Genomic DNA, 22,724 nt, shown 5'->3' on the forward strand with positions numbered 1-22,724 from the left:
GTTGCGGGTTCCTCAAGGTTGCACGGGTTCGCCCGGTTCCTCGACTGCGATGAACGACCATTCCATCTCAACGTCGGCCTCCCCTTTCCACAGCCCCAGCCAGGTCGAGTTGCCGTTGAGTGACATGGGCAGTGGCAGGGTGGCGCTGGCCTTGCCGGACAGGGGTGCGTGGCGCAGGGTTTCGGTCATCCAGTCCAGCGCCGCCGGTGGCATCGGCTGCGACTGCTCCTCGCGCGTGGTGTGGCCGTTCTCGGTGTATTCGGTGATGCCGACCGGGCGGGGGACGAACACGTTTTCGACGTACAGGCCGTTTTCTTCGTCCTCGGTGTCCACCACGACGGTGAAGTGTTCGCAAAGGGTCATGCCATCCGAAGCGTCGACCGTGTCGGCGCTACGACGCTCTGAAAATTCGACCAGATCGCGCTCGTTCTTGTTGTAACGCACGCCGTCGATGGCCAGCGCCATTTGCACTCGTGAGGATTCGCGGCAGCCGTCAAACGGCAAGAAGTACATGAACCGCCCCGGAACCGTGTCTTCTTCCATGGCCTCCGGGTATTGCATGGCGGCAAACAGTGCCGAGTAGCGCTGGGAGACTTCGTTGCTGCAGCCGGCTTCTCCTTTGCAGGCCCGCATTTCACGATACATCTGTTCATTGAGTTCGGCCTGTTCGGCCTCTGTTTCCGGCAGCCGAACCTCCTTGCCTTCGGCCCGCATCTGTCGGGCCACGGTCCGTGCGAGGAAGATGACCTTGGCCTCAAGCCGGGTGTCGAGGTCGGGATGCAGCAGGTTGCGAACCTCAAGGCGGCCATCTGAGCGCAGCTCGGTTAAAATCTCGTAGCGTTGTTTGCCCTTGGCCTTTGACCACTGCTCGCCCGGGTACTCGGGATCGTTCTTTTCCCACTGCTGGGTGGCGTCGACCGTTGCAACAATCTTTAGTGCGTACACCACCGGGGTGTGGTCGTCACCCTGGGCGAGGCCCATGTGCGGGACGGCCATGAGGCTGAGGGCGGCGGTCGCCAGCCCGATGGGTTTCAAGAGTTTCATTCGCCGAATCTCCAGCCCAGCGACACACCGAAGCCGAGCAGTTCGTTGGACATACTGAATTCGCCGCAGCCCAGTTGCGGCGACAGGGAATTTTCGCACTGCACGCTCTAGTGAGGACTGTACCAGAGCAGGCTGGTCAGTTCCCATTTGTCGGCCGAGAAGGTGGCACCCAGGCTGATGCGGTCCGTGAGCGGTCGGACGTGGCCGTGGCTTGCAAACAAAAGCGCGTTCGCTGCTCGAAAGGGGTGAAACGGGTGTGATGGTGATGCGCTCCTCGATGTGCGGTGCCCCTTTGTCGGGGCCCTGTCTTTGCAGGTGAATTCAGGCACTTGTCCGGACGCTGAATCATCCGCACAAAATGCATACGTCAGGGCCTGGAATTTAGAGGCGGGGTTAACGGTTGGGCGCCTGCGAACCGTCCAGGGACGAACGATGAAGGCGCGGCTCAAGGCATCTTGGCGATGTGACTTTCGTCGGTGAATTTGTCGTAATAAATTGACTCGAGCTTGATGCCGATCTCGGTCATGGAGGCGATGCCGGCGTCGATCATGCCGGGCGGGCCGCACATGTAGCCTTCGGCCTTGGCCCAGTCGGTGTCCGGCAGCGCGTCGGTGATGAATTCGGTGACCCAGCCCCGGGCGCCCTTCCATGCGCTACCGGTGGGTTCATGTGACAACACCGGCAGGAAGACGAAGGGCGCGGCCCAGCCCATGGCGATCTCGTCGATCTGCTCCAGCGCATAAAGGTCGGCCTCGGTGCGTGCGCCAAACAGGAATGCGCAGGGTCTTTGTACCCGGTCCTTGCGGGCCTTCTCGAGCACGCTCAGCAGCGGCGCCAGACCCGAGCCCCCGGCGATACACACCATAGGGCCGTCACCCGGATGCAAGTGAAAGTTGCCGTGCGGGCCGTCGACGTCAATCGGCACGCCGTCGAGTCGACCGGAGAACAGGTCTTCGGTGAACGCGCCGTTGGGGACCTTGCGAATGAAGAAATGCACGGTCTGGCGCCCGTCACGAACCGGTGCGTCGGCGAAGGAGTAATTTCTCGCGCGGCGAATGTTGGGGTACTTGAGGTTGGCGTATTGCCCGGCCATGAACTGGATGGGGCGGTCAAGCTTGAGCGTGACTTTGAGAATGTCGTGGGTCAGCGACTCGGTGTCGGCCAAGGTGGCGACGAACTGCTCGGCTGGCGGTGCGTCGGTGGCCGCACCTTCGACCTCAACCTCGGTCAACGCATCCTTGGGCACCGCCTGGCAGGCGAGGATGAACCCGGCGGCGATTTCCTGTTGTGACAGGGTGTAGCCGAAGTCGGTGAGGGCGCTCACCCGGCCGCTTTTCAGCTTGCACTTGCACGACCCGCAGGTGCCCACCGTGCAGTTGTGCGGGAAGGGCACATGGTTGGCCAGCGCGGCCTCAAGTATCGTCTGACCGCTGGGGACTTCGTAGCGGGCGCCGAAGGGCGCAACCTGCACCATTTTCGCTTCTTTGGGACCAAACAGCGATTTGAAAATGCCCATGGAATTCTCCTCAATGCGAGTGCATCCGGTGCATTGCCGGACTGCTTGCGATTGATAGTAAGGTCCCATACTATCAATCGCAAGCTCGCGTCAAATCGTTTCAGCGGCTGGACCGAGCATATATAAACAAGATGTGCGGCGGTTGTCGCACGCGGAGGAGTCTCAAATCGGCGTGCAAGCGGTCGCGATCGCCTCGGCGTCGATGACTGTCGCAGGTCTAGCGGCGTCTTCCGTTTTTCCACAGACCCCAACGACAGAGGTTGACCCATGACTGCTGCTGCTCCCCTCGTTTCCCGCGCTGCCCTGGTCCGCAAAGTTGGCGGCCCGTTCACCCTTGAAGACGTTGATGTCGCCGCCCCCCGGCAGGACGAAGTGCGCGTCAAGATGGTGGCCACTGGCATGTGCCACACCGATCTGGTGGCGCGCGATGGCTTCCCGGTCCCCTTGCCCATCGTGCTCGGTCACGAAGGCGCCGGCATCGTGGAATCGGTTGGCCCGGGCGTTACCCACCTGAAGGCGGGCGACCATGTCGTGCTCAGCTTTGACTCCTGCGCCGCTTGCCCGAGTTGCGGCGATGATCAGCCGGCGTACTGCTTCAATTTTCTGGCTCACAATTTTTCGGGCGTGCGGCCGGCCGATGGCACCACCGCGTTGAGCCAGAAGGGTCAGACGGTGCATGGCAACTTCTTCGGCCAGTCGTCATTCGGCACTTACGCCGTGGCCCACGCCCGCAACACCATCAAGGTGGACAACAGCGTCGAGTTGGCTTTGCTTGGGCCGCTGGGTTGCGGCATCCAGACCGGTGCCGGGGCGGTGGTCAACTCGTTGAAGCTCAAGAAAGGCCAGTCGTTGGCGATCTTTGGCGGCGGCGCGGTGGGCCTGTCCGCCCTGCTCGGCGCGCGCGCGGTCGATGCCGGCATGGTGATCGTCGTCGAGCCCAATGCCGCGCGCGGCAAGCTGGCGCTGGAGCTGGGCGCGACGCATGTCATCAATCCCAAGGAGACCGAGGACGTGCTGGCCAAGATCAAGGAGCTGGGCGGCGGCGGCGTCACCCACGCGGTCGACACCACCGGCATTCCGGCGGTCATCGGCGTGGCGGTTGAAACCATGCTGCCCAACGGCATGCTGGGCTTGATTGCCGTACCTCCGCCGGACGCACTGCTGCCCGCCAACATGATGAGCATGTTGATGCGCGGCGTCGGCGTGAAGTACATCACCGAAGGCGACGCCGACCCGCAGACCTTCATCCCGCAGATGATCAGCTGGTTCAAGGCCGGCAAGTTCCCATTCGACAAACTGATCAAGAAATTTCCGTTTGATCAGATCAACGAGGCGGCGCATGCCTCGGAAGATGGCTCGGCCATCAAGCCTGTACTGATTTTCTGACTTTTTTCATGCGGCCTGAACCGGAGTTTCATCATGCAACAGCCGATTGACCACATTCATTCGCAGAAAATGGGCCTCTGGTGCAGCTGGGTCTTTGCTGCACTGACCGCCATCGGGTGGTTGGGTATTGCGCATTTTTATGCGCCGGTGCCGGCCGATGCCGGGATGGAGGCCACCAAGGTCTGGTTTTCCGAGACGCATCGCTGGGGCACGATCATCGGCTGCACGATCTTCTACATCGCGTGCGGCTTCCTGGTGCCGGGGTCGATACAGTTCGGCATCATGTTGGCCAAGATTGAGGGCCGTTGGCCGCTGTGGTCGATCACCACGGCGGTCTGCGGGATCTTCATCTCGCTGATCATCTTCCTCAATGCCTGCGCGTGGATTGTCGCTGCCTACCGCCCCGAGTACGGTGCCGACGTGATCCAGGCGTGGTACGACTGGGCGTGGTTCGCATTTTTGCTCGGCTGGATTTACCTGGCCGTCGAAATGATTGCCTCGGGTATGGTCGAGCTGATGGACCGTCGCGAAACGCCGATGATTCCGCGCTGGCTGACGTGGTTCACCTTTGCCGGCGCCGCCTCCCTGCTCACGGCCGCCGGACCCGCATTTTTCAAGAGTGGACCGTTTGCCTACCATGGCCTGTTGGGCTTTTACTTGCCCATGCTGGTGTGGGGCACTTACTTGATTGCGACCACGTGGTACATGCTCAAGGCGCTGGACCGGGAGCGGGCGCAAGCGGCCTGACGTCACAAGCCTCAGCGCACAAAAAAGCCCCCGGTCGGGGGCTTTTTTGTGCGGCAGGGGTATTAGGCCCCGACGGTTGCGGCCATGCCGGGCGCTGCCCCCGGCTCGTTCTGCCAGTCGGGCCAGCCGGCTTTGCGGTTCTGCTCGGCGGCAAGCTTGCGCTCTTCAGCGGTGGCGAACTCCAAGTCCCAGCGCTTGAGCGCCGGCTTGATGATCACCTCATGCCACAACGGCGGAATCAGCGCCGTCAAGAAGCACAAGAACACGCTGGGCATCGGAATGCCTTCCTTGTGCGGGGCCAACTTGTAGTAGACCTGATATGAGTTCAGGTGATGGTCGGCGTGGTTGGTGATCTCAAAGGCCACCGTGCGCGAAAACCAGCCCAGGTGATTCCAAACATGGCGACGGCCAATGGGCGAACCCTTGACGCGGATCAGGCCGTAGTGCTGGAAGTAGTTGAAGCTCTCGACCCAGGCACGTGCGATCAGCTGTGCCGCCAGCGCCAGACCCACGGCAACCCAGCCGCCGATCAGGAACATCGCCGTGTGAAACACTGCCAGTGCCAACAATGCACGGTAGCCGCGATGGCGAATGTTCCAGCCGCTCAAGCCGCGCTTGACCAGCGCGCGCGCTTCCATCTTTTGCGCGAAGAGCGTGCTGGCAATCAATTCCTTGCCAGTGAAGCTGTACAGGTCGGTGCCGCGCGGCGCGGTATCGCCATCGTCTACGGTGGCGACGTCGATGTGATGGTTGATCACATGGCCGATGTCACGCGTGCAATCGAGGTAGCACAACTGCACGTAATGACCAACGAACCGCGGCAGCGCGCCACGCATGTGATAGAGCTCGTGTGAGGCTGGCACCAGCGGCACCACGCCCATCCATGCCACACCCAACACGGCGCCCAACATTTGCCAGCCGGTCAGGTCGTGCGCCGTCACCGCCCACGCCAGCACGAAGAACTGAAGCAGCGGGCCGATGGCGCAAATCCAGATGGGGATGTTGGCAACCGTCTGGTTGGTCATTTTGCGCATGCTGTAGTCGCGGCCGACCAGGGTGTCGAGCAAGGCCAGCACGGGGAAGGACGCGATGCCCACCCAGACCCAATTACCACCGGCAATCAGGCCGGCAAAGCTGGCCGCAAGCACTGCGACGGGTGTCCAATATTTTAAGTAGTCCATGGGCGTTCTCCTGTTTATCTGAGGTTGTCGCAGTGCAACGCTTCCAGAAAACTCGGGAAGGCGTCTTCGGGGGTGTCGCACTGGTAGTCGTGCAGGGCACTGACCAGTTGACGTTCTAGGGTTGGGCGCGTGCCATGGGCAGCGCTCCGGTGGTGCCGACGCCGGCTGATGGCCGGGCTTTTCAGCGGACCTGCGGCGGGCCGACGGTATTGGCGACCATGTTTGAGGGCTTGCATCGTTTCTCCTGATTCGATCCCGGCGGGCTGCCGGGACGTCGCACATTGATTCTTATTTTTATGTATTCCAACTATGTGTAATGACATTACGCATAAATCAGATACGTGTCAAATGCTAAAGTTCCGCGTGCCTCAACAAGATGTCGCGAAGCCGCCGGGCCATCGCTGCGCCGTCGAATGTTGTCCGGGCCCAGACCCGAGGGGTTGTGAACTGATGAAGATGCGTGAGTTGGAGCAGATGACCGGGGTTCGTCGCGAGATGATCCACTTCTATTTCCGCAATGGTTTATTGCCGGAACCTGCGCGGCCCAAGGTGAATGTTGCCGACTATGGTGACGAGCACGTGCGCAGCATCTTGGCGATTCGGCGCCTGCAAACCGAACAGCGCCTGTCCATCGACGAAATCAAGGAAGCCCTCAACGGACACGCGAGCACCGTGCCGGGTGACGCCAGCGCGTTTCGCCATCTCGATGAACTGGTGGCCGCACGTCTTGGCGCCGACCAGACCCTGGTCCCCTTGTCATCCTTGGTCGAGCGTAGCCCCAAGGCCGAAACCGACGCCAAGGTGTTGGCGAAAATGGGCGCCATCGAGCTGGTGATGCGCAATGGGGAGCGACACCTGAGCCGGGTCGACGCGCAAATCGTCGGCATCTGGGGTGACATGCGTGCCTATGGCTTCAACGAGGAATTGGGTTTCGACGCCAACCTGGTGGCGCTCTATGTCGACCGCGCCAAGGACCTCGCCTTTGCCGAAATCGAGGCGTATCTGGCGCGCGTGCCCCACTTTCCGCGCGAGAAAAAAGCCGACTGGGCGCAGCCTGGCCTGTCGATGATGCTCAACATTTTTTCGCTGCTGCGGATGAAGGCGGCGATTGAGGCGTTTCGCAAAATCGAGGGCTAGGGCCGATTAAGTGGCTCCACTCGTCTCAACAGGACGTCAAATTGTTTCCGGGTCGCCGAAGCTCAGGTGGTCCCACATGCGCTCGTAAACCCGGCCGGCCACCACCTGCCGTGCGGCGGTTTCATCGGCGGTGAGCAGGGTGTGATCGCCGTCCTCGCCCATCTGCATCAGGCTGACTTCGACGCGCGCGGCTTCTTCGAGAAACCACGACAGCGCCACGGCTTCCACTAGCGACTCACCGACCACCACCGCGCCGTTGGCGCGCATGACGATGGCGTTGCCGGCGTCCAAGGTGTCGGCGAGGCGCGCGGCGGCGACATCGTCGCGCAGCAGGCGTGGGTCGTCCCACAGGGCCGGACCGGGGGCGAAGTAGGCGCCGAAACCATGGCGTGGTTTGGGGGTGCGTTTGAGCAGTGCCAGTACGCCAATCTGCGGCGGCATGATGCGGCAGACCGCGCCAACATCGGGTCGGCGGGCATAAATTTGCTGATGAATCCGCACCTCGCCCAGCACGCCTTCCGGCAGCGCGCCGCTCACCGGCACCACGGTGCCGTCATCGTCCGGCGTGATCGTGCCCATGGGTTTTGCCGCGCAAACCAGAAAGTGATCGGCATCCAGCCGCAGGCTGCAATGGCCGTAGGCGTGAACCAGGTGGCCACGGGCGAGCGCGCGCGCGGCGATGCGCAACTCGCGATGGTGTTCGTGGGGGGCAGAGCGCATGGTCGCTTCTCGTTTCAGTGGGGGGTGGCGGGCGTCAGAGCTTAGTGCCCTAAGTCTGGCGGTGTCGGCGTTTCGCAATCGAGAGCCTCGTGGCAACATGCTGCGCTCGCAAATTGCGTTGTTGTAGTACGCAAAGCTTGCGATGTCGAATCATTTCTCCAGGCGAACCCATGACCTCACCCAGACCGAGTTTTTCCCGCGCAGGCCTTTGTGGCGCGCTGTTGTGGCTCGCCATCTCGTTGCCGGCCGGGGCCATTGAGCTGGCCCGCGTCGAGGGATTCGGGCCGGTGTCGCGCGGCATGGCCAGTGCGGGCGTGGCGCACCCGGTGGGCGCTGCGGCGATGATGCTCAACCCGGCCGAACTGCTCAGTCTGGATGCGTCGAAGGAGTTCTTGGTCCAGGTGACCTACATCAACGCCAACATCGACACCGTCAATTCAGCGACCGGGGAACGGGTCACCAACGCGTCACTGGGCAACAATCGCGGTCCGTATTATTTGCCCGAGGTGGCCTTTGCGATGCGTCGCGGCGACTGGGCATTTGGCGCAGGGCTGTTTGCTGCCGGAGGATTCGGCATCGAGTACGGCACCGAGTCGTTCCTGTCGAGCACCACCACGGGCGACGTGGCCACCGGGCTGCCTATTTCATCGCGGATCGGCCAGACCCGCATCCCCTTCACCCTGGCGTGGCAGGCCAGTCCGAAATGGCGCGACGGTGCGAGCCTCGACGTGACGAGCGCGTCGGCGTGAGCTACGCGGCCAGCGACAACACCCAGCTGGCGCTGGCATACGAATTTCGTACCGCGCTCGGTGACTTGAAAGGTCGCGGCGGCCTCACCACGATCGACACCGACAACAATCAGATCGTCCTCAGTGGTGCCGGGCGGCTGGAGAACCTGCAGTTCCCCCAAGCGTGGATTGTCGGCGTCTCGCATCGCGTCTGGCCGGCACTGGCAGTGGTCGCCGACCTGCGCCATACCCTCTGGTCTCAGTCACTGGGCGATACCGAGATTGCCTTCACGGCCGATGACGGCGGCGACCTGAAGGGGTCACTGCCCACCGGGTTTCGGGACCTGACGACGCTGGCTTTGGGCGTTGAATGGCAGTTCCAACCAAACTGGACCGGTCGTGTTGGCGGCTCGCACGCCTTCCAGCAGGTCGTGCCCGACCAGAATCTCAACGGCACCTTGCCGACCATTACCCGGCAGCACCTGACCGGTGGCGTGGCCTGGCGTCCGGCACCGGCACATGAACTGAGTCTCGGCGTGAGCGTTGGCCTCAATGACCCGGTGCGCAGTCTGGGCGGCACCGCCAATAGCATTCCGGCCATCGAGGCGCGCAATCGCCAGGTGAATAGCGTGCTCAGCTGCCGGTATCTGTTGTTGTAGTGGCAAGTCGGTTTGGGTTGATATGCGCTGGCCCCGGGGCGCGCCCGCCCGTCACGCGGGTCATTGGCCAGCAAGGCGTGAGCTGCACACAATGGGGACATGCGACGCGTTCCCCTGACAGTTGTGCAGACGCGCGCTTACATCAGACCGGGTCTCAGACAGCCTCCGCTGCTTCATGGGGCTCCTTCAGCGCGCCAGATCATGAGCAAAATTGTCACCGATTTGATCGGTTATGCAGAGCATCCCGAGAACCTACACCACGTTGTGGGACACGACCGTCAGCACGGCTTCCGGCACCGGCCGTCGATGATGTTGGAACAGACCAACGCGTCTTGTCCTGGCGTGCGTCAGCCCAAGTTCGAGCCGTTTGTCGCAAGATACCCATGACCGCTCTGACCTTAATCATCATTGATGATGATGATTAGTCGTATGCATGATGATATGCGTGATGATGCTTCGGCATACTCTAGAAAGAGTAGCAGGTGGGTAAGCAGCACGAAAAGCCGGAGGAGACTCATGCCAATTGCGATTCCAGAATCGAACATATCTTGGGAGGCGGCTGCCAGCATTTCTCGCGGCGCAGTGGAACATGCGCGGAGTCAAGGACTGAAAGTCTGCGCGGCGGTGGTTGATCGTCACGGCAGCCTGATTTCGCTGTTGCGCATTCCGGGCGCGCCCTTCCATTCTACCGACATTGCGATCGACAAGGCCTATACGGCCGCGAGCTTCGGCCTGGCGACGGGAGAGTGGGCGAAGGTCCTGCCGCATCATTCGGCTGCGGTGCAGCAGGGAGTTCCTTTGCGACCGCGGATGGTGCTGTTCGGCGGCGGCATTCCGGTGATTCACGAGGGTCACTGCGTTGGCGCCGTGGGTGTGTCCGGGGCCAGCGAGGACCAGGACGTCGAATGCGCGGAGAAGGGTCTGGAGGTCATCGCCGAACTGCCTGCTTGACGTCAAATCAATCTTCCTCGTGTGTGCGGGAAGTCTCGGTGCACGTCGATAATTCAACAAGGAGAGTCGTTTGAAAAAGATTCGTTGCGCGATCATAGGCCCCGGCAACATCGGAACCGACCTGATCTACAAGTTGAAGCGCAGTCCGTTGCTGGAACCGGTCTGGATGGTCGGCATCGACCCGAAGTCCGATGGCCTGGTTCGTGCCCGAGAGATGGGTGTGAAGACCACCGATCAGGGCGTGGATGGACTGTTGCCGCATGTGGAGAAGGACGGCATCCAGATCGCCTTCGATGCAACCAGCGCGTACGTGCACAAGTCCAACTCGGACAAGCTCAACGCGCTCGGCGTGCTGATGGTGGATCTAACGCCCGCTGCCATCGGCGGCCTGTGCATCCCGCCGGTGAACCTCAAGCAGCACGCAGAGGCGCAGGCGATGAACGTGAACATGATTTCCTGCGCAGGCCAGGCGACGATTCCCATCGTCTACGGCGTCTCGCGCATACAGGGCGTGAAGTACGCGGAGATCATCGCGAGCACGGCATCGAAGTCCATTGGCCCCGGTACGCGCGCCAACCTCGACGAGTTCACGTACACGACCTCGAACGCCATCGAGAAGATCGGTGGCGCGAAAAAGGGCAAGGCGCTGATCGTGGTCAACCCGGCGGAGCCGCCGATGATCATGCGCAACACCATCTACTGCCTGACGGAGGGATCGCCAGACGAGGCGCGCATCCGCGAATCGATCCTGCAGATGATTTCCGAGGTCCAGAAGTACGTGCCCAGCTACCGGCTGGTGAACGGCCCGGTCTTCGACGGCAACAAGGTCGGCGTGTGGATGGAGGTGGAAGGCCTGGGCGACTACCTGCCGAAGTACGCTGGAAATCTCGACATCATGACCGCCGCCGCCTGCCGCACAGCCGAGATGTTCGCCACCGAAATAATCGCCGGACGCTACGCGCTGCGCCCGGTCCAGCAGGCCGCCTGAATCCGGAGCCCCCCCATGAGCCTTATCAATCGCCAAGGCCGCAAGGTTCTCATCCACGAAATGGCGCTGCGCGATGGCATGCACGCCAAACGTGAGCAGATTTCCACCGAGCAGATGGTCAAGGTCGCCACCGCGCTAGACGACGCAGGGGTGCCCATCATCCAGGTCACGCACGGCGCGGGCCTCGGCGGAAACTCCCTGCAGCACGGCTTTGCACTGCACAGCAACGAGGAATACTGGGATGCAGTAGTCCCGAAAATGAAACAGGCGGTTGTCTCCGCCTTGCTCATTCCGGGCCTGGGCACGATGAAGGATCTGCAGAGCGCCTATGACCACGGCGTGCGCAGCGTGCATGTGGCGACGCACTGCACCGAGGCGGACACCAGTCCTCAGCACATCGCCTACGCGCGCAAGCTCGGCATGGATACCACGGGCTTCCTGATGATGGCCCACCTCAACGATGCCAAGAGCCTGGCCGAGCAAGGCAAGCTGATGGAGTCCTACGGCGCGCAGACCGTGTACGTCGTGGACTCGGCCGGCTACATGTTGCCGGGCGACGTGACGGCGCGAATGAAGGCGTTGCGCGATGTGCTCAAGCCGGAGACCGAAACCGGCTTCCACGGCCACCACAACCTCGGCATGGGGATCGCGAACACGCTCGCAGCAATCGAGTGCGGCGCGACGCGCATCGATGCCTCAGTTGGCGGTCTCGGTGCTGGCGCCGGCAACACGCCGACCGAAGTGTTCGTCGCAGTGGCGGATCGCATGGGTATCGCGACCGGTTGCGATCTATTCAAGCTGATGGACATGACGCAAGACATCATTTTCCCGATGATGGATCACATCGTGCGCGTGGACCGCGCCTCGCTGACCTTGGGTTATGCGGGCGTGTACTCCACTTTCCTGCTGCATGCCGAGCGGCTGGGCAAAAAGTACGGCATCCCTACGCGCGACATCCTGGTGGAGTTGGGCAAGAAGAAGATGATCGGCGGCCAGGAGGACATGATTGAGGATACGGCGCTAACCATGGTGCGGCAAAGAGGGCAGGCGGCGTGACTGCACAGGCTCAAACATTCTCCGGAGAGACCGCGATGGCCTGGACCCATAGCCACGACCTTCGCGCGATTCCATCCACGGACCTGTTCTTCGAGGCGACTCAGTTGATGCTGGCTTACTGCGCCAGTATCGACGAGGACCGCCTTGAGGACTGGCCAGGCTTCTTCGCGCCGGATGGGCGCTATGAGCTGGTCACTCGCGAGAACGCGGAGCGGAATTTGCCCGCGACCGCGATGCGCTGCGACGGCGCGGCGATGATGCGGGATCGCGTGGTGTCCTTGCGGCATGCGAACGTCTACGCTAGGCAGTACTACCGTCATCTGGTCACGGACCTGCTCATCGGCGAGATCACCGAGTCCACAGTGAGCGTCGCCAGCAATTACCTAGTGACGCGCACGCTGGCGATGGAGGGCGACCCGATCCCGTTCAGCGTTGGGCGTGCAACGGACACGCTGGTGCTGACCGATCAGGGACTGCGCTTCCAGAGTCGTCGGGTCGTCGCTGACAACGATCGCATTCACACGCTTTTGGTACTCCCCATATGAACGCACCTTCGAATCAGAACTTTGATCGCCTGATCGCCTGGCCGGACACTGAGCAGATGCGGGTTCCTTATCAGGTCTTCACCGATCCGCGAATCTTCGACAGTGAGCAGGAACGCATCTTCCGCGGGCCTCACTGGAGTTTCTTGGCGCTCGAAGCGGAGTTGCCGGAACCGAAGGACTTCAAGGCGACGTATCTCGGCGACACGCCTGTCGTCGTGACCCGCGACGGCGGCGGCGTCATTCGTGGGTGGGTCAACCGCTGCGCGCACCGGGGCGCGATGGTCTGCCGCGATCGGAGAGGCAAGTCCGATGCTTTCACCTGCGTTTATCACCAATGGTCCTACGATGCCGAAGGCAAGCTGCTCGGCGTGCCTTTCCGTCGCGGGCTAGGCGGTGAGGGCGGCATGCCCGCGAGTTTCGACATGAAGGCGCACGGTCTTCAGCAGCTGCGCGTGGCGACGTACCGCGGTCTGATCTTCGCGAGCTTCGCTGGCGAGAGCGAAGTTGAACCACTGGAGACCTACCTCGGCGCCGAGGTTTGCGCGATGCTGGACCGCATCTTCAGCCGCCCCATCGAATTGCTCGGTGACGAACGCCAGGTCATGCACGGCAACTGGAAGCTCTATTCCGAGAACACGCGGGATGCATATCACGGCAGCCTGTTGCACCTGTTTCACGCGACGTTTGGATTGTACCGCTCGACGCAGAAGGGTAGCTGCCGGATGGACGCTCAGGGTCGACACTCGCTGCTGACGGCAACCAAGACAGAGACCAAGGACCAGGCGGCGACCGGCGGTCTGCGCACCTACCAGGAAGGACAATTCTCGCTTGAAGATCCGTCACTGCTGGCGGGCACACCCGATTTTACGGACGGGATATCGCTGGCGATCCTGGCGATTTTCCCCAATCTGGTCGTGCATCAGATCGCGAACTCGCTGGCGGTGCGTCACATCCTGCCGCAGTCGGCCGACAAGATGGAATTGGTCTGGACCTATTTCGGCTATTCGGACGACAGCCCGGAGGCACGCGGCTCCCGACTCAAGCAGATGAACCTGGTCGGCCCCGGCGGGCTGATCTCGCTGGAAGACGGCGAGGCTGTGGAGCTCGTGCAGCAGGCCATCGTGCGCGATGGCGACGCCACGTCCTACATCGCGATGGGCGGGCGCAAGGGCGAGCCTCAAGAAAATCTGGTTAACGAGGCACCCATCATCAGCTACTGGGATTACTACCGACGCGCCATGAAGCTGGCGTCATCGACACCCTAGTCGGGCGTCATAACAAACCGAAACACTGCGAGGAGATCAAAAATGGGCAAAGCAGAACCGACACACACTTCAACCCTGTACCAGGCCGAGTACGGTCATTTCATCAATGGCAAGTGGGAGGGCAGTGCGAGCGGCGAAAAGATCGGACTCTATAACCCGGCCACGGGTGCCCTGCTGTCCAGCATCCAGTCCGGCAACGCGGCCGACGCCGTGCGCGCAGTGGAGGCAGCATCCGCTGCATTTCCCTCGTGGAAACAGAGCCGACCCCAGCAGCGTCAGGAAATCCTGTTCGAGATGGCGCGCAGAATGCGGGCGCGCATCCAGGACTATGCGATGCTGGAGTCGCTCAACAACGGCAAGCCGTTGATGGAGGCGATGCACTTCGATCTCCCCATGGCGATCGAGCAGTTCGAGATGTTTGCGGGTTCGGCGTTTCACCTGCACGGAGAATCCATCAGCACCCCCACGGCGCTGGGCATTGTGCACCGCGAGCCACTGGGTGTGTGTGCACAGATTATTCCGTGGAATGTGCCCCTGATCATGATGGCGGCCAAGATCGCACCGGCGCTTGCGGCGGGAAACACCATCGTGCTCAAGCCCTCAGAGATCGTCTGCCTGGGTGTGATGGAATTCTTCAAGCAGATGGCGGACATCATTCCGCCGGGCGTGGTCAACGTCATCACCGGCTATGGCCCCAACATCGGCGAGGCCCTGGTCACGCATCCGAAGGTGCGCAAAGTTGCGTTCACCGGATCGCGTCCGACAGCGCAGAAACTGATCCAGTACGCCTCGGTCAACGTGATTCCTCAGACTATGGAACTGGGCGGCAAGTCGGCGAACATTGTCTGCGAAGACGCTGATCTCGATGCTGCGGCAGAAGGCGCCGCGATGTCGGTGGTATTGAACAAGGGAGAGGTCTGCCTGGCCGGCAGTCGCGTGTTTGTACACGAGAAGATCAAGGACGCGTTCCTGGAAAAGTTTCAGGCCAATCTACGAAAGGTCAAGCTCGGTGATCCCACCGACCCGACGACGCAGATGGGGCCGCAGGCCTCGAAGATGCAGCTCGACAAGATCAGCAGCTATCTGGAATTGGGTCCCAAGGAAGGCGCAACCCTGCTCATGGGCGGCAAGGCGGCGAAGGTTTCCGGATTCGACAAGGGCTATTTCATCGAGCCAACAATCTTCACCGATGTGAAGAACAACATGCGCATTGCGCAGGAAGAAATCTTCGGGCCGGTGTCCACGGTGATTACCTGGAAGGACGACGAGGAAGTCGTGCGCATGGCCAACGACACCACATACGGGCTCGGTGGTGGGCTGTGGACGCAGAACCTGCGCCGCGCTCACAAGATCACGCAAGCCATCGAGACCGGCACGATCTGGGTCAATCGCTACTACAACTTCGTTCCCGGGATGCCGGTGGGTGGTTACAAGCAGAGCGGGTTTGGACGCGAGTTTGCGCAGGAAGTGCTGCATCACTACACGCTGACCAAGAGCGTGATCATCAATCTCGAAGAAGGCTCTATCGGCGTGTTCGGACGCTGAGAGCCAAGACTCGAATCACGAATTTTTATACACAGGAAGTCCCCATGTCAGAAGTCAAGGTTACAGAGCTGGGCTACATTGGCCTGTCGGTGAGCAATGCCGCCGCGTGGAAGGAATACGCCGCCGAGGTCGTCGGCATGCAGGTGGTAGACGAGGGCGAGAAGGATCGCTTCTACCTGCGCATGGACCTCTGGCATCACCGAATCGTTGCGCACGTCGGCACCACGGACGATTTGGAATACATCGGCTGGAGAGTGGGTGGCCCAGATGATCTCGATGCGATGGCGCAGAAGCTCGAACAGGCCGGGTATGCGTACAAGCGCGGCACCGAAGCCGAGGCCAAGGAGCGTCATGTGCTGGGCCTGATCAAGCTCATGGATCCGGGCGGCATTCCAACCGAGATCTTCTGGGGTCCGCGTGTAGACGCGGGCAAGCCCTTTCATCCTGGCCGCCCGTTGTATGGACGCTTCGTGACGCTCGACGAGGGCATTGGTCACTGCATCCTGCGGCAGGCCGATGATGATGCGGCGTACAAGTTCTACCGCACCTTGGGTTTGAAGGGCTCGATCGAGTACCACCTGCCGCTGCCGAACGGCATGACCGCCAAGCCGACCTTCATGCACTGCAACGCGCGCCAGCACTCGGTCGCCTTTGGCCTCGGCCCCATGCCGAAGCGCATCAATCACCTGATGATCGAGTACACCGATCTGGACGATCTCGGCATCGCTCACGACCTCGTACGCAAGCGAAACATCGATGTGGCCATCCAGCTTGGCAAGCACTCCAACGACAAGGCCCTGACCTTCTACCACGCCAATCCTTCGGGCTGGCTGTGGGAGCTGGGCTGGGGCGCGGCCAAGGCACCGGCGCAGCAGGAGTACTACCACGGCGACATCTTCGGCCACGGCAACGAAGCCGCCGGATACGGCATGGACATCAAGCTCGACGGCGCCAGTTGAACACTGTGCTGGCGGCCCCTTGCGGGCCGCCGGCAATCTTTGCCGAGCGACGCGGTTCACGCGACACCAAAATAATCACGAGGAGGAGACGGCCTTGAGCACGTCCGGGACCATCGAGTTTTTTTTTGACTTTCTGAGTCCGTTTGCCTATCTGACGCAGCAGAAGCTGCCGGCGATGGCACAGCGCTATGGCTATGCACTGCGCTTCGTGCCCATCGATCTGCCGCGGGCCAAACTCGCGGCGGGCAACACGGGTCCGTCGAACCGTCAGGTTCCCGCCAAACTGCGCTATCTCACCGCCGACATGAACCGCTGGGCGCAGCGTTACGGCGTGCCGCTGAGGTTTCCGAAAACCTTCGCTTCCGAACGCATGAACAAGGGCACCTTGTTCGCTCAGGACCGTGGCCGTGCGCAGGACTATGTCACGGCCGCCTTTTCGAGCGCCTGGGCGCGCGGCGGCGAAGACCTGGACGACCCGGCGCTGCTGGCGAAACTCTCCCGCGAATTGGGATGGCCGGAGGCGGAGTTCCTGGCATTCCTCGATTCAAGCCAGGCGGCCGAACGTTATGAAGCGCTCAATCTGGAGGCGCATGCCCGCGGTGTCTTCGGCGTGCCGACCATGCTGATTGGCGAGGAGATGTGGTGGGGCAACGACCGACTCCAGTTTTTCGAAGAATTCCTTCAGCAGCATTCCCTCAAAGCGGCCTGATAGCAGCATCACTACGGAGCATAGAGATGAGCAGATTCGACAACCTGGTGGATGTCCGCCACGGCACCCAGAGCAAGCGCGTGTTCTTCGACCGCGACATATACGAGCTGGAACTGGAGCGCATCTTCGCGCGCTGCTGGCTGTTCCTGACGCACGACAGCGCGATCCCCAATCACGGCGACTTCATCACCACCAAGATGGGTGAGGATGATGTGATTGTGGCACGGCAGAAGGACGGCAGCATCAAGGCCTTCATCAATTCCTGCCGTCACCGCGGCGCGCAGGTCTGCCCGTCCGAGGCGGGCAATGCACGCAGCTTCGTCTGCAGCTACCACGGCTGGTCGTACGGCGTAGATGGAAAGCTCGAGAACGTTCCGTTCGAGAAGGAGCTGTACAAATGCAAGCTCGACAAATCCGTCAATGGTCTGGTCGAGGCGCGGGTGGAGAGCTATTGCGGATTCGTATACGGCTGTTTCGACAAGGACGCGCCCTCGCTGTCTGATTATCTGGGCGAAATGAAGTGGTATCTCGACGTCTGGATGGACGCCACCGGTGGTGTCGAACTGCTGGGCCCCCCCAGCCGCTCGGTGCTTGACTGCAACTGGAAGACGCCGACCGAAAACTTCGCTGGCGATGCCTACCACGTCGGCTGGACGCACGCGGCGGGGTTGAAGGTGCTGCCAGGGCCTTTGAGCATGCTTGCTGGCAACGCAGCACTGCCACCGCAGGGTGCCGGTATTCAGGTCGCGACGCGCCATGGTCATGGTGTCGGCGTCCTGTTCGATGCCGGTCCGGCCCTGCTTTCCGACGTGATCCAGGAGATGTTCGCCTGGCATGCGCGAAAGAAGCCGCTGATCGAAAAGAAGCTCGGTGCCGCCCGTGCACGCTTCTACGGCTCGCATTTCAACTCTTCGATTTTCCCCAACAACTCGTATCTGTGGGGGACCAACACCTTCAAGATGTGGGCGCCGCGCGGGCCAGGCCAGATCGAGGCCTTTACCTGGGCCATCGTGGAAAAGGACATGCCGGCGCACCTCAAGGAGGGCATCGCCCGCACCATGCATCGCACCTTTGGTACGGCGGGCATGTTCGAGGCCGACGACAGCGACAACATGGAGACGATGACGCATCTGAATCGCGGCTTCGTCACGCGCAAGGGCACGCTCAACAGCCAGATGGGCCTGGGTGGAGACCGCATCGATCCGGATCTGCCGGGTGTGGTCGGAGATTCCGCGATCGGTGAAACCAGCTATCGCGGCTTCTATCGCTTCTACCAGGAAATCCTCAACGCCAAGACCTGGGCGGACGTGCATGCCAACAACGCGCGCTGGTTCGAGCCGTTGATCGGCGACGCATCGTCCGATGCCGGCAAGGCGGCTGCGGCCTGATCCGCACGACCACAGGAGAGGAGACAGTATGTCGAACGTTACGACAGCCGCGACGGTTACGGCCAAGGTCAGTGAGGCGGTGCGCACAGAGGGTGAAGCTTTCCTGTTTCTGGAAGCGCGCCTTCTCGGCACCGGTCAGCAGCGCGCATGGCTCAACGAGATGGTGCATCCCGAGGTGACTTTTAAGGTATCGAGCCGACAGCTCCGCTCGTCCAAGGACAAGCGCTATACGCAGCCGGATGAGGTCTTCCATTTCGACGACGATTACGGTTCCTTGGACAAGCGAGTGGCGCAGACCGAATCCGGTCTGCAATGGCGCTCGGATCCGCCGGAGACCCTGCTCTACATCGTCTCCAACGTCGAAGTGTTTGAGGACGAGCGCCCCGGCGATCTGCGGGTGTATTCCAATGTCCTGATGATCCGCGACCGGCGCGTTTACGAGTCGGACCAGTTCCACTACCGGCGCGACGATGTCCTGCGCCGCAGCGAGGATGGCGCACTGCGACTGCTATCGCGCAGCGTGGTCTACGGGCAAAGGTTCGTCCGGGGCAAGAACCTTCTGTTCTTCTTCTAGGGCGAATGCAATGGCGACCACTGGCATCGCTTGGCCCGCCGATGCACCCGCGTTCGATTTCGTCATCGTCGGAGCCGGATCCGCAGGCTGCGTGCTCGCGCATCGTCTGAGCGAGGATCCGAAGCTTCGCGTGCTGCTGATTGAATCGGGCCCGGACCGGCGCGATTTCATCGTGCGCATGCCCAAGGGCTTCGGCAAGCTGATGTTCGATACCAAGCGCGTACGCCGCTTCGAAACCGAGCCTGAGGAGGGCACGGGCGGGGAGGCCGAGTCCTGGCCACGCGGCTGTATGGTCGGTGGATCCAGTGCCGTCAACGGCCAGTTCTACACGCGCGGTCAGCCGCAGGACTTTGACGACTGGGAAGCCTGCGGCGCCAGCGGCTGGAGCTGGAAGAATATGGCGCCCTGCTTCAAGGCCTTCGAGGACCATGAGTTGGGTGCCGACGAGGTGCGTGGCGCCGGCGGTCCCCTGCACGTCGGCTTGCACCCGAACCCGCATCCGCTGGTCGATGCCTTCATCGATGCCGGTGCTGCCCTGGGTCTGCCCAAGCGTCAGGACATCAACCGTCCCGAGCAGGAGGGCATCGGCTACGTCACGCTCAACATCAAGAACGGCGAGCGTGCCGACGCCTCGGTGTCGTTCCTGTCGCCTACCGTGCGTGCGCGACCGAATCTGGAAATCTGGGCCGATACGTTCGTCGAGCGGATCCTGTTCGAGGGGCGGCGGGCAGTCGGAGTGTCCTGCACGCGCAGGGGCGTGAAGCAGGCGGTGCGTGCGCGCACCGAAGTGCTCGTCGCGGGCGGTGCGATCCAGTCTCCGCAGCTATTGCAGGTTTCGGGCGTCGGTCCGGGCGAGGTGCTTCAAGCCAGCGGCGTGCCGTTGCTGGTCGACGCGCCGGCAGTGGGCAGGCACCTGCGCGAGCACCGCATGATGGTCGTGCAGTACCGCATCCATCAGCCGATCAGCCTCAATCCGGAATTCAAGGGCCTTCGCCTGATCCGGAACATGGCCCGGTACCTGATCCAGAAGCGTGGTCTGATGGCGACCGGCTCGCACGATGCGGTTGCCTTTGTCCGAACCGACCCATCGCTTGACCGCCCCGATGCGGAGCTGGTGATGGCGCCCTTCCTGGTCAAGCCCGGCAAGTTGAGCATGGCGTTCGAGGATGGACACGGCTTCCAGATCTTCGGCTATCAGCTGCGCCCCGAAAGTCTGGGCAGCATCGAGATCCGTTCTCCGGACCCGAGCGCGTCGCCGCGCATTCGGCCCAATTTCTTGTCCTCCGCCGTGGACCGGGCAACGAGTGCGCGCATCCTGCGTTACATCCGCAGCCTGGTTGCGCAGCAGCCTCTTGCCGGATACGCCCCCGAGGAAACGGCACCGGGGCTCGCAGTGGCAACTGACTCGGAGGCGCTGGATTTCCATCGGTGCTTCGGTGGGCCGGTGATGCATCCTGTAGGGACCTGCCGCATCGGCCCCGAAGGCGTGGGCGCGGTGGACGAGCGACTGCGGGTGCACGGGATCGAGGGTTTGCGCGTGATCGACGCGTCGGTGTTTCCGACCCAGGTTTCTGCCCACACCCACGCGGCGACGCTTGCGGTGGCCTGGCGTGCCTGCGACCTGATTCGCGAGGACATCCGATGAGTGCTGCCCTCGCACGCTTTGCAGACCGCGTGGCGGTGATCACCGGTGCCGCGCAGGGCGTCGGCTACGCCTGCGCCGAGCGCATCGGGACAGAAGGCGGGCGCATTGTGGTGGCCGATTCCGCGGAAGGGCCCGCGCACGAAGCGGTCGAAGCGCTGCGGCTCAAGGGAATCGACGCTCGCGTAGTTTGCGTGGATCTGTCGCGGCCTGAGGCTGCGGATGAGGTGATGGCACTCGCGAAGCGCGCATTCGGGCGTCTGGATGTCGTCGTCAACAACGTCGGCGGCACGATCTGGAAGAAGCCGTTCTGGCACTACCAGCCGGATGAAATCCGCCAGGAAGTGGAGCGCTCGTTCTGGCCGATGCTGTGGACCGCGCACGCCGCGGTTCGCGCGCTGCGCCAAAGCGGCGGAGCGATCGTCAACATCGGCTCCAATGCCGTGGATGGCGTCTACCGCGTGCCGTATTCGGCTTGCAAGGGCGCGGTCGCGGCATTGACCACGGCGCTCGCGGCGGAAGCCGTGGACCTGCGCATCCGCGTGAACTGCGTGGCGCTCGGCGGCACCACGGCGCCGGAACGCAAGACGCCACGACTGGCTCGCGCGCTCACGCCACAGGAAGTGGAGTGGGAGCGGCAATTTTTGAAGCTCATCGAGGGTGAGGATCTGATGGGCGGATTTTCGAGTGCCGAGGAGCAGGCGGCCGTCGTGGCCTTCCTCGCCTCGGACGACGCCTCGCATGTCACCGGCGAGATCATCAATACCGGCCGTCGTGGCCGGCGACTGTCAGACTTTCTGGAGGTACTGCCGTGAATGCACCGATCCAATGGCCCAAGGCGGTCAACGAAATACCCAAAGCCATCTTCACCGATGCCGAGCTGTATGAGCGCGAGATCGAAACCATCTTCCACGGCGCGCAATGGCACTCGCTGGCGCATCGGGCGGAAATTTCGAAGCCTGGCGATTTCAAGACCATGCTGCTGGGCCGCATGCCCGTGATCGTCGCCAACGGCGAGGACGGCAAGATTCGCGTCTTCTTCAACAGTTGCACGCATCGCGGCAACCAGGTGGAAACGGCGAGCTGCGGCAACCGCAAGGCGTTCGAATGTCCGTATCACCGCTGGATGTTCCGTACCAATGGCGAATTGGCGGTCTGCCCGGGCAGCGAAGAGTTTTCGCCGGGCTTCGACAAGAAGGCCTACGGCCTGCGCGAGCTCCGCACGGCCGAATTCTGCGGGCTGATTTTTGCCACGGCGAGCGCCGACACCCCGCCCCTCGAGACTTGGCTGGGCCAGGTGGCGGGTACGCTGGCCGGCGCGCTCGGCGGCGACGGCCGACTCAAGCTGCTGGGCTACCAGAAGGTTCGCTACGCCTCCAACTGGAAAGCGTATTCCGACAACGATGGCTATCACGCGCCGCTGCTGCATGTGGGCTTTCGTCTGCTCGGCTGGCAGGGCGGGCAGGGCTCCCAGACCCCAACGCCCAATGGACACCTGGCGTTCGAGTCGCAACTCAAGCCCATCGTCAATCGCGAGTTCCTCAAGGATCCGAGCCTGATCGATCTCAAGGCCACGGATCCGGAGAGCGGCTCGCGCATCGCGCAACTGTTTCCGCACACCGTCATTACCAAGCATATGGACGTGATCAACGTGCGCTTCGCGACGCCGATCAGCGTGGATTGCACCGAGGTCCACTACGCTTATTTCGCGCATGCCGACGACAGTGAGGAACTTGTGCGCCATCGTATACGGCAGTCCTCCAACCTTCTTGGTCCCTGCGGCATGATCAGCATGGAGGACGCATCAATTTTCAACCGTATTCATATCGGCAGCTTCACGCCGGGCAACGCAGCGTTCCAGAAAGGCGTAAAACGTTTCGACGAGGTCGGGTTCGATGTTAAGCAGAACGACGAGTCCGGCAACCTGCCGAAGTGGAATTACTACTGTGAGCTGATGGGCTTTCAGCGCAGCGAGGTGGCCTGA

General features: G+C 62.1%; 22 protein-coding genes and 1 pseudogene. 18 read left to right on the forward strand and 5 right to left on the reverse strand.

The window, feature by feature from the left end; all coding sequences use genetic code 11:
* Positions 1 to 12: 12 nt before the first annotated feature.
* Both U741_RS0103750 and U741_RS0103760 read right to left on the reverse strand, forming a co-directional pair.
* On the reverse strand, positions 13 to 1,044 hold the full coding sequence (locus U741_RS0103750; RefSeq protein ID WP_029889157.1) for a hypothetical protein: 1,032 nt from the start codon (positions 1,042 to 1,044) through the stop codon (positions 13 to 15).
* Positions 1,045 to 1,489: 445 nt separating this feature from the next.
* On the reverse strand, positions 1,490 to 2,560 hold the full coding sequence (locus U741_RS0103760) for a 2Fe-2S iron-sulfur cluster-binding protein (protein ID WP_029889158.1): 1,071 nt from the start codon (positions 2,558 to 2,560) through the stop codon (positions 1,490 to 1,492).
* A gap of 267 nt (positions 2,561 to 2,827) precedes the next feature.
* Between U741_RS0103760 and U741_RS0103765 the strand changes: the two genes are divergently transcribed.
* Together U741_RS0103765 and U741_RS0103770 are read left to right on the forward strand one after the other, a co-directional pair.
* On the forward strand, positions 2,828 to 3,946 hold the full coding sequence (locus U741_RS0103765; protein ID WP_029889159.1) for an NAD(P)-dependent alcohol dehydrogenase: 1,119 nt from the start codon (positions 2,828 to 2,830) through the stop codon (positions 3,944 to 3,946).
* A gap of 33 nt (positions 3,947 to 3,979) precedes the next feature.
* Positions 3,980 to 4,693 (forward strand): hypothetical protein, encoded by a 714-nt coding sequence (locus U741_RS0103770; protein WP_029889160.1) that lies wholly within the window; start codon positions 3,980 to 3,982, stop codon positions 4,691 to 4,693.
* 62 nt (positions 4,694 to 4,755) lie between these two features.
* Here U741_RS0103770 and U741_RS0103775 read toward each other — a convergent pair whose 3' ends face one another.
* Both U741_RS0103775 and U741_RS19160 read right to left on the reverse strand, forming a co-directional pair.
* On the reverse strand, positions 4,756 to 5,874 hold the full coding sequence (locus U741_RS0103775; protein WP_029889161.1) for an alkane 1-monooxygenase: 1,119 nt from the start codon (positions 5,872 to 5,874) through the stop codon (positions 4,756 to 4,758).
* A gap of 14 nt (positions 5,875 to 5,888) precedes the next feature.
* Positions 5,889 to 6,110 (reverse strand): hypothetical protein, encoded by a 222-nt coding sequence (locus U741_RS19160; RefSeq protein WP_152551482.1) that lies wholly within the window; start codon positions 6,108 to 6,110, stop codon positions 5,889 to 5,891.
* A gap of 214 nt (positions 6,111 to 6,324) precedes the next feature.
* On the opposite strand from U741_RS19160, the gene U741_RS0103780 reads away from it, so the two are divergent.
* Positions 6,325 to 7,011, forward strand: a complete 687-nt coding sequence (locus tag U741_RS0103780; RefSeq protein ID WP_029889162.1) for a MerR family transcriptional regulator — start codon at positions 6,325 to 6,327, stop codon at positions 7,009 to 7,011.
* 36 nt (positions 7,012 to 7,047) lie between these two features.
* Here U741_RS0103780 and U741_RS0103785 read toward each other — a convergent pair whose 3' ends face one another.
* Positions 7,048 to 7,731 carry a class II aldolase/adducin family protein gene (locus U741_RS0103785; protein WP_029889163.1) on the reverse strand — a complete coding sequence of 228 codons (684 nt, stop codon included), beginning with the start codon at positions 7,729 to 7,731 and terminating at the stop codon, positions 7,048 to 7,050.
* 170 nt (positions 7,732 to 7,901) lie between these two features.
* On the opposite strand from U741_RS0103785, the pseudogene U741_RS19615 reads away from it, so the two are divergent.
* From U741_RS19615 to U741_RS0103865, 15 genes and pseudogenes are all read left to right on the forward strand, one after another.
* A pseudogene (locus tag U741_RS19615) lies at positions 7,902 to 9,118 on the forward strand (OmpP1/FadL family transporter).
* 201 nt (positions 9,119 to 9,319) lie between these two features.
* Positions 9,320 to 9,505 carry a hypothetical protein gene (locus tag U741_RS0103800; protein WP_029889166.1) on the forward strand — a complete coding sequence of 62 codons (186 nt, stop codon included), beginning with the start codon at positions 9,320 to 9,322 and terminating at the stop codon, positions 9,503 to 9,505.
* A 129-nt stretch (positions 9,506 to 9,634) separates the two neighbouring features.
* Positions 9,635 to 10,069, forward strand: a complete 435-nt coding sequence (locus U741_RS0103805; protein ID WP_029889167.1) for a GlcG/HbpS family heme-binding protein — start codon at positions 9,635 to 9,637, stop codon at positions 10,067 to 10,069.
* 70 nt (positions 10,070 to 10,139) lie between these two features.
* A complete protein-coding gene (locus U741_RS0103810) occupies positions 10,140 to 11,057 on the forward strand; it encodes an acetaldehyde dehydrogenase (acetylating) (RefSeq protein ID WP_029889168.1) in 918 nt (305 codons plus the stop codon).
* Positions 11,058 to 11,072: 15 nt separating this feature from the next.
* Positions 11,073 to 12,113: a 4-hydroxy-2-oxovalerate aldolase gene (gene dmpG, locus U741_RS0103815; RefSeq protein WP_029889169.1), complete on the forward strand. Its 1,041-nt coding sequence runs from the start codon at positions 11,073 to 11,075 to the stop codon at positions 12,111 to 12,113.
* 35 nt (positions 12,114 to 12,148) lie between these two features.
* On the forward strand, positions 12,149 to 12,658 hold the full coding sequence (locus tag U741_RS0103820) for an aromatic-ring-hydroxylating dioxygenase subunit beta (protein ID WP_052378465.1): 510 nt from the start codon (positions 12,149 to 12,151) through the stop codon (positions 12,656 to 12,658).
* Positions 12,655 to 13,923, forward strand: a complete 1,269-nt coding sequence (locus U741_RS0103825) for an aromatic ring-hydroxylating dioxygenase subunit alpha (protein WP_029889171.1) — start codon at positions 12,655 to 12,657, stop codon at positions 13,921 to 13,923. Before U741_RS0103820 ends, U741_RS0103825 begins: the two co-directional genes overlap by 4 nt.
* A gap of 42 nt (positions 13,924 to 13,965) precedes the next feature.
* Positions 13,966 to 15,468, forward strand: a complete 1,503-nt coding sequence (locus tag U741_RS0103830) for an aldehyde dehydrogenase family protein (RefSeq protein ID WP_029889172.1) — start codon at positions 13,966 to 13,968, stop codon at positions 15,466 to 15,468.
* Positions 15,469 to 15,512: 44 nt separating this feature from the next.
* Positions 15,513 to 16,427 carry a biphenyl-2,3-diol 1,2-dioxygenase gene (bphC, locus tag U741_RS0103835; protein ID WP_029889173.1) on the forward strand — a complete coding sequence of 305 codons (915 nt, stop codon included), beginning with the start codon at positions 15,513 to 15,515 and terminating at the stop codon, positions 16,425 to 16,427.
* A 19-nt stretch (positions 16,428 to 16,446) separates the two neighbouring features.
* A complete protein-coding gene (locus U741_RS0103840) occupies positions 16,447 to 17,136 on the forward strand; it encodes a 2-hydroxychromene-2-carboxylate isomerase (RefSeq protein ID WP_235200040.1) in 690 nt (229 codons plus the stop codon).
* Between the two features lie 26 nt (positions 17,137 to 17,162).
* Positions 17,163 to 18,524: an aromatic ring-hydroxylating oxygenase subunit alpha gene (locus U741_RS0103845; RefSeq protein WP_029889175.1), complete on the forward strand. Its 1,362-nt coding sequence runs from the start codon at positions 17,163 to 17,165 to the stop codon at positions 18,522 to 18,524.
* 28 nt (positions 18,525 to 18,552) lie between these two features.
* Positions 18,553 to 19,098 carry an aromatic-ring-hydroxylating dioxygenase subunit beta gene (locus U741_RS0103850; protein WP_052378466.1) on the forward strand — a complete coding sequence of 182 codons (546 nt, stop codon included), beginning with the start codon at positions 18,553 to 18,555 and terminating at the stop codon, positions 19,096 to 19,098.
* 10 nt (positions 19,099 to 19,108) lie between these two features.
* A complete protein-coding gene (locus U741_RS0103855) occupies positions 19,109 to 20,743 on the forward strand; it encodes a GMC family oxidoreductase (RefSeq protein ID WP_052378467.1) in 1,635 nt (544 codons plus the stop codon).
* Positions 20,740 to 21,555, forward strand: a complete 816-nt coding sequence (locus tag U741_RS0103860) for an SDR family NAD(P)-dependent oxidoreductase (protein WP_029889178.1) — start codon at positions 20,740 to 20,742, stop codon at positions 21,553 to 21,555. The genes U741_RS0103855 and U741_RS0103860 overlap by 4 nt, the downstream gene beginning before the upstream one ends.
* A complete protein-coding gene (locus tag U741_RS0103865; RefSeq protein ID WP_029889179.1) occupies positions 21,552 to 22,724 on the forward strand; it encodes an aromatic ring-hydroxylating oxygenase subunit alpha in 1,173 nt (390 codons plus the stop codon). The genes U741_RS0103860 and U741_RS0103865 overlap by 4 nt, the downstream gene beginning before the upstream one ends.

Origin of the sequence: Polycyclovorans algicola TG408, from assembly GCF_000711245.1 — a bacterium.
In the GTDB taxonomy this organism is placed as follows: Bacteria; Pseudomonadota; Gammaproteobacteria; order Nevskiales; family Nevskiaceae; genus Polycyclovorans; species Polycyclovorans algicola.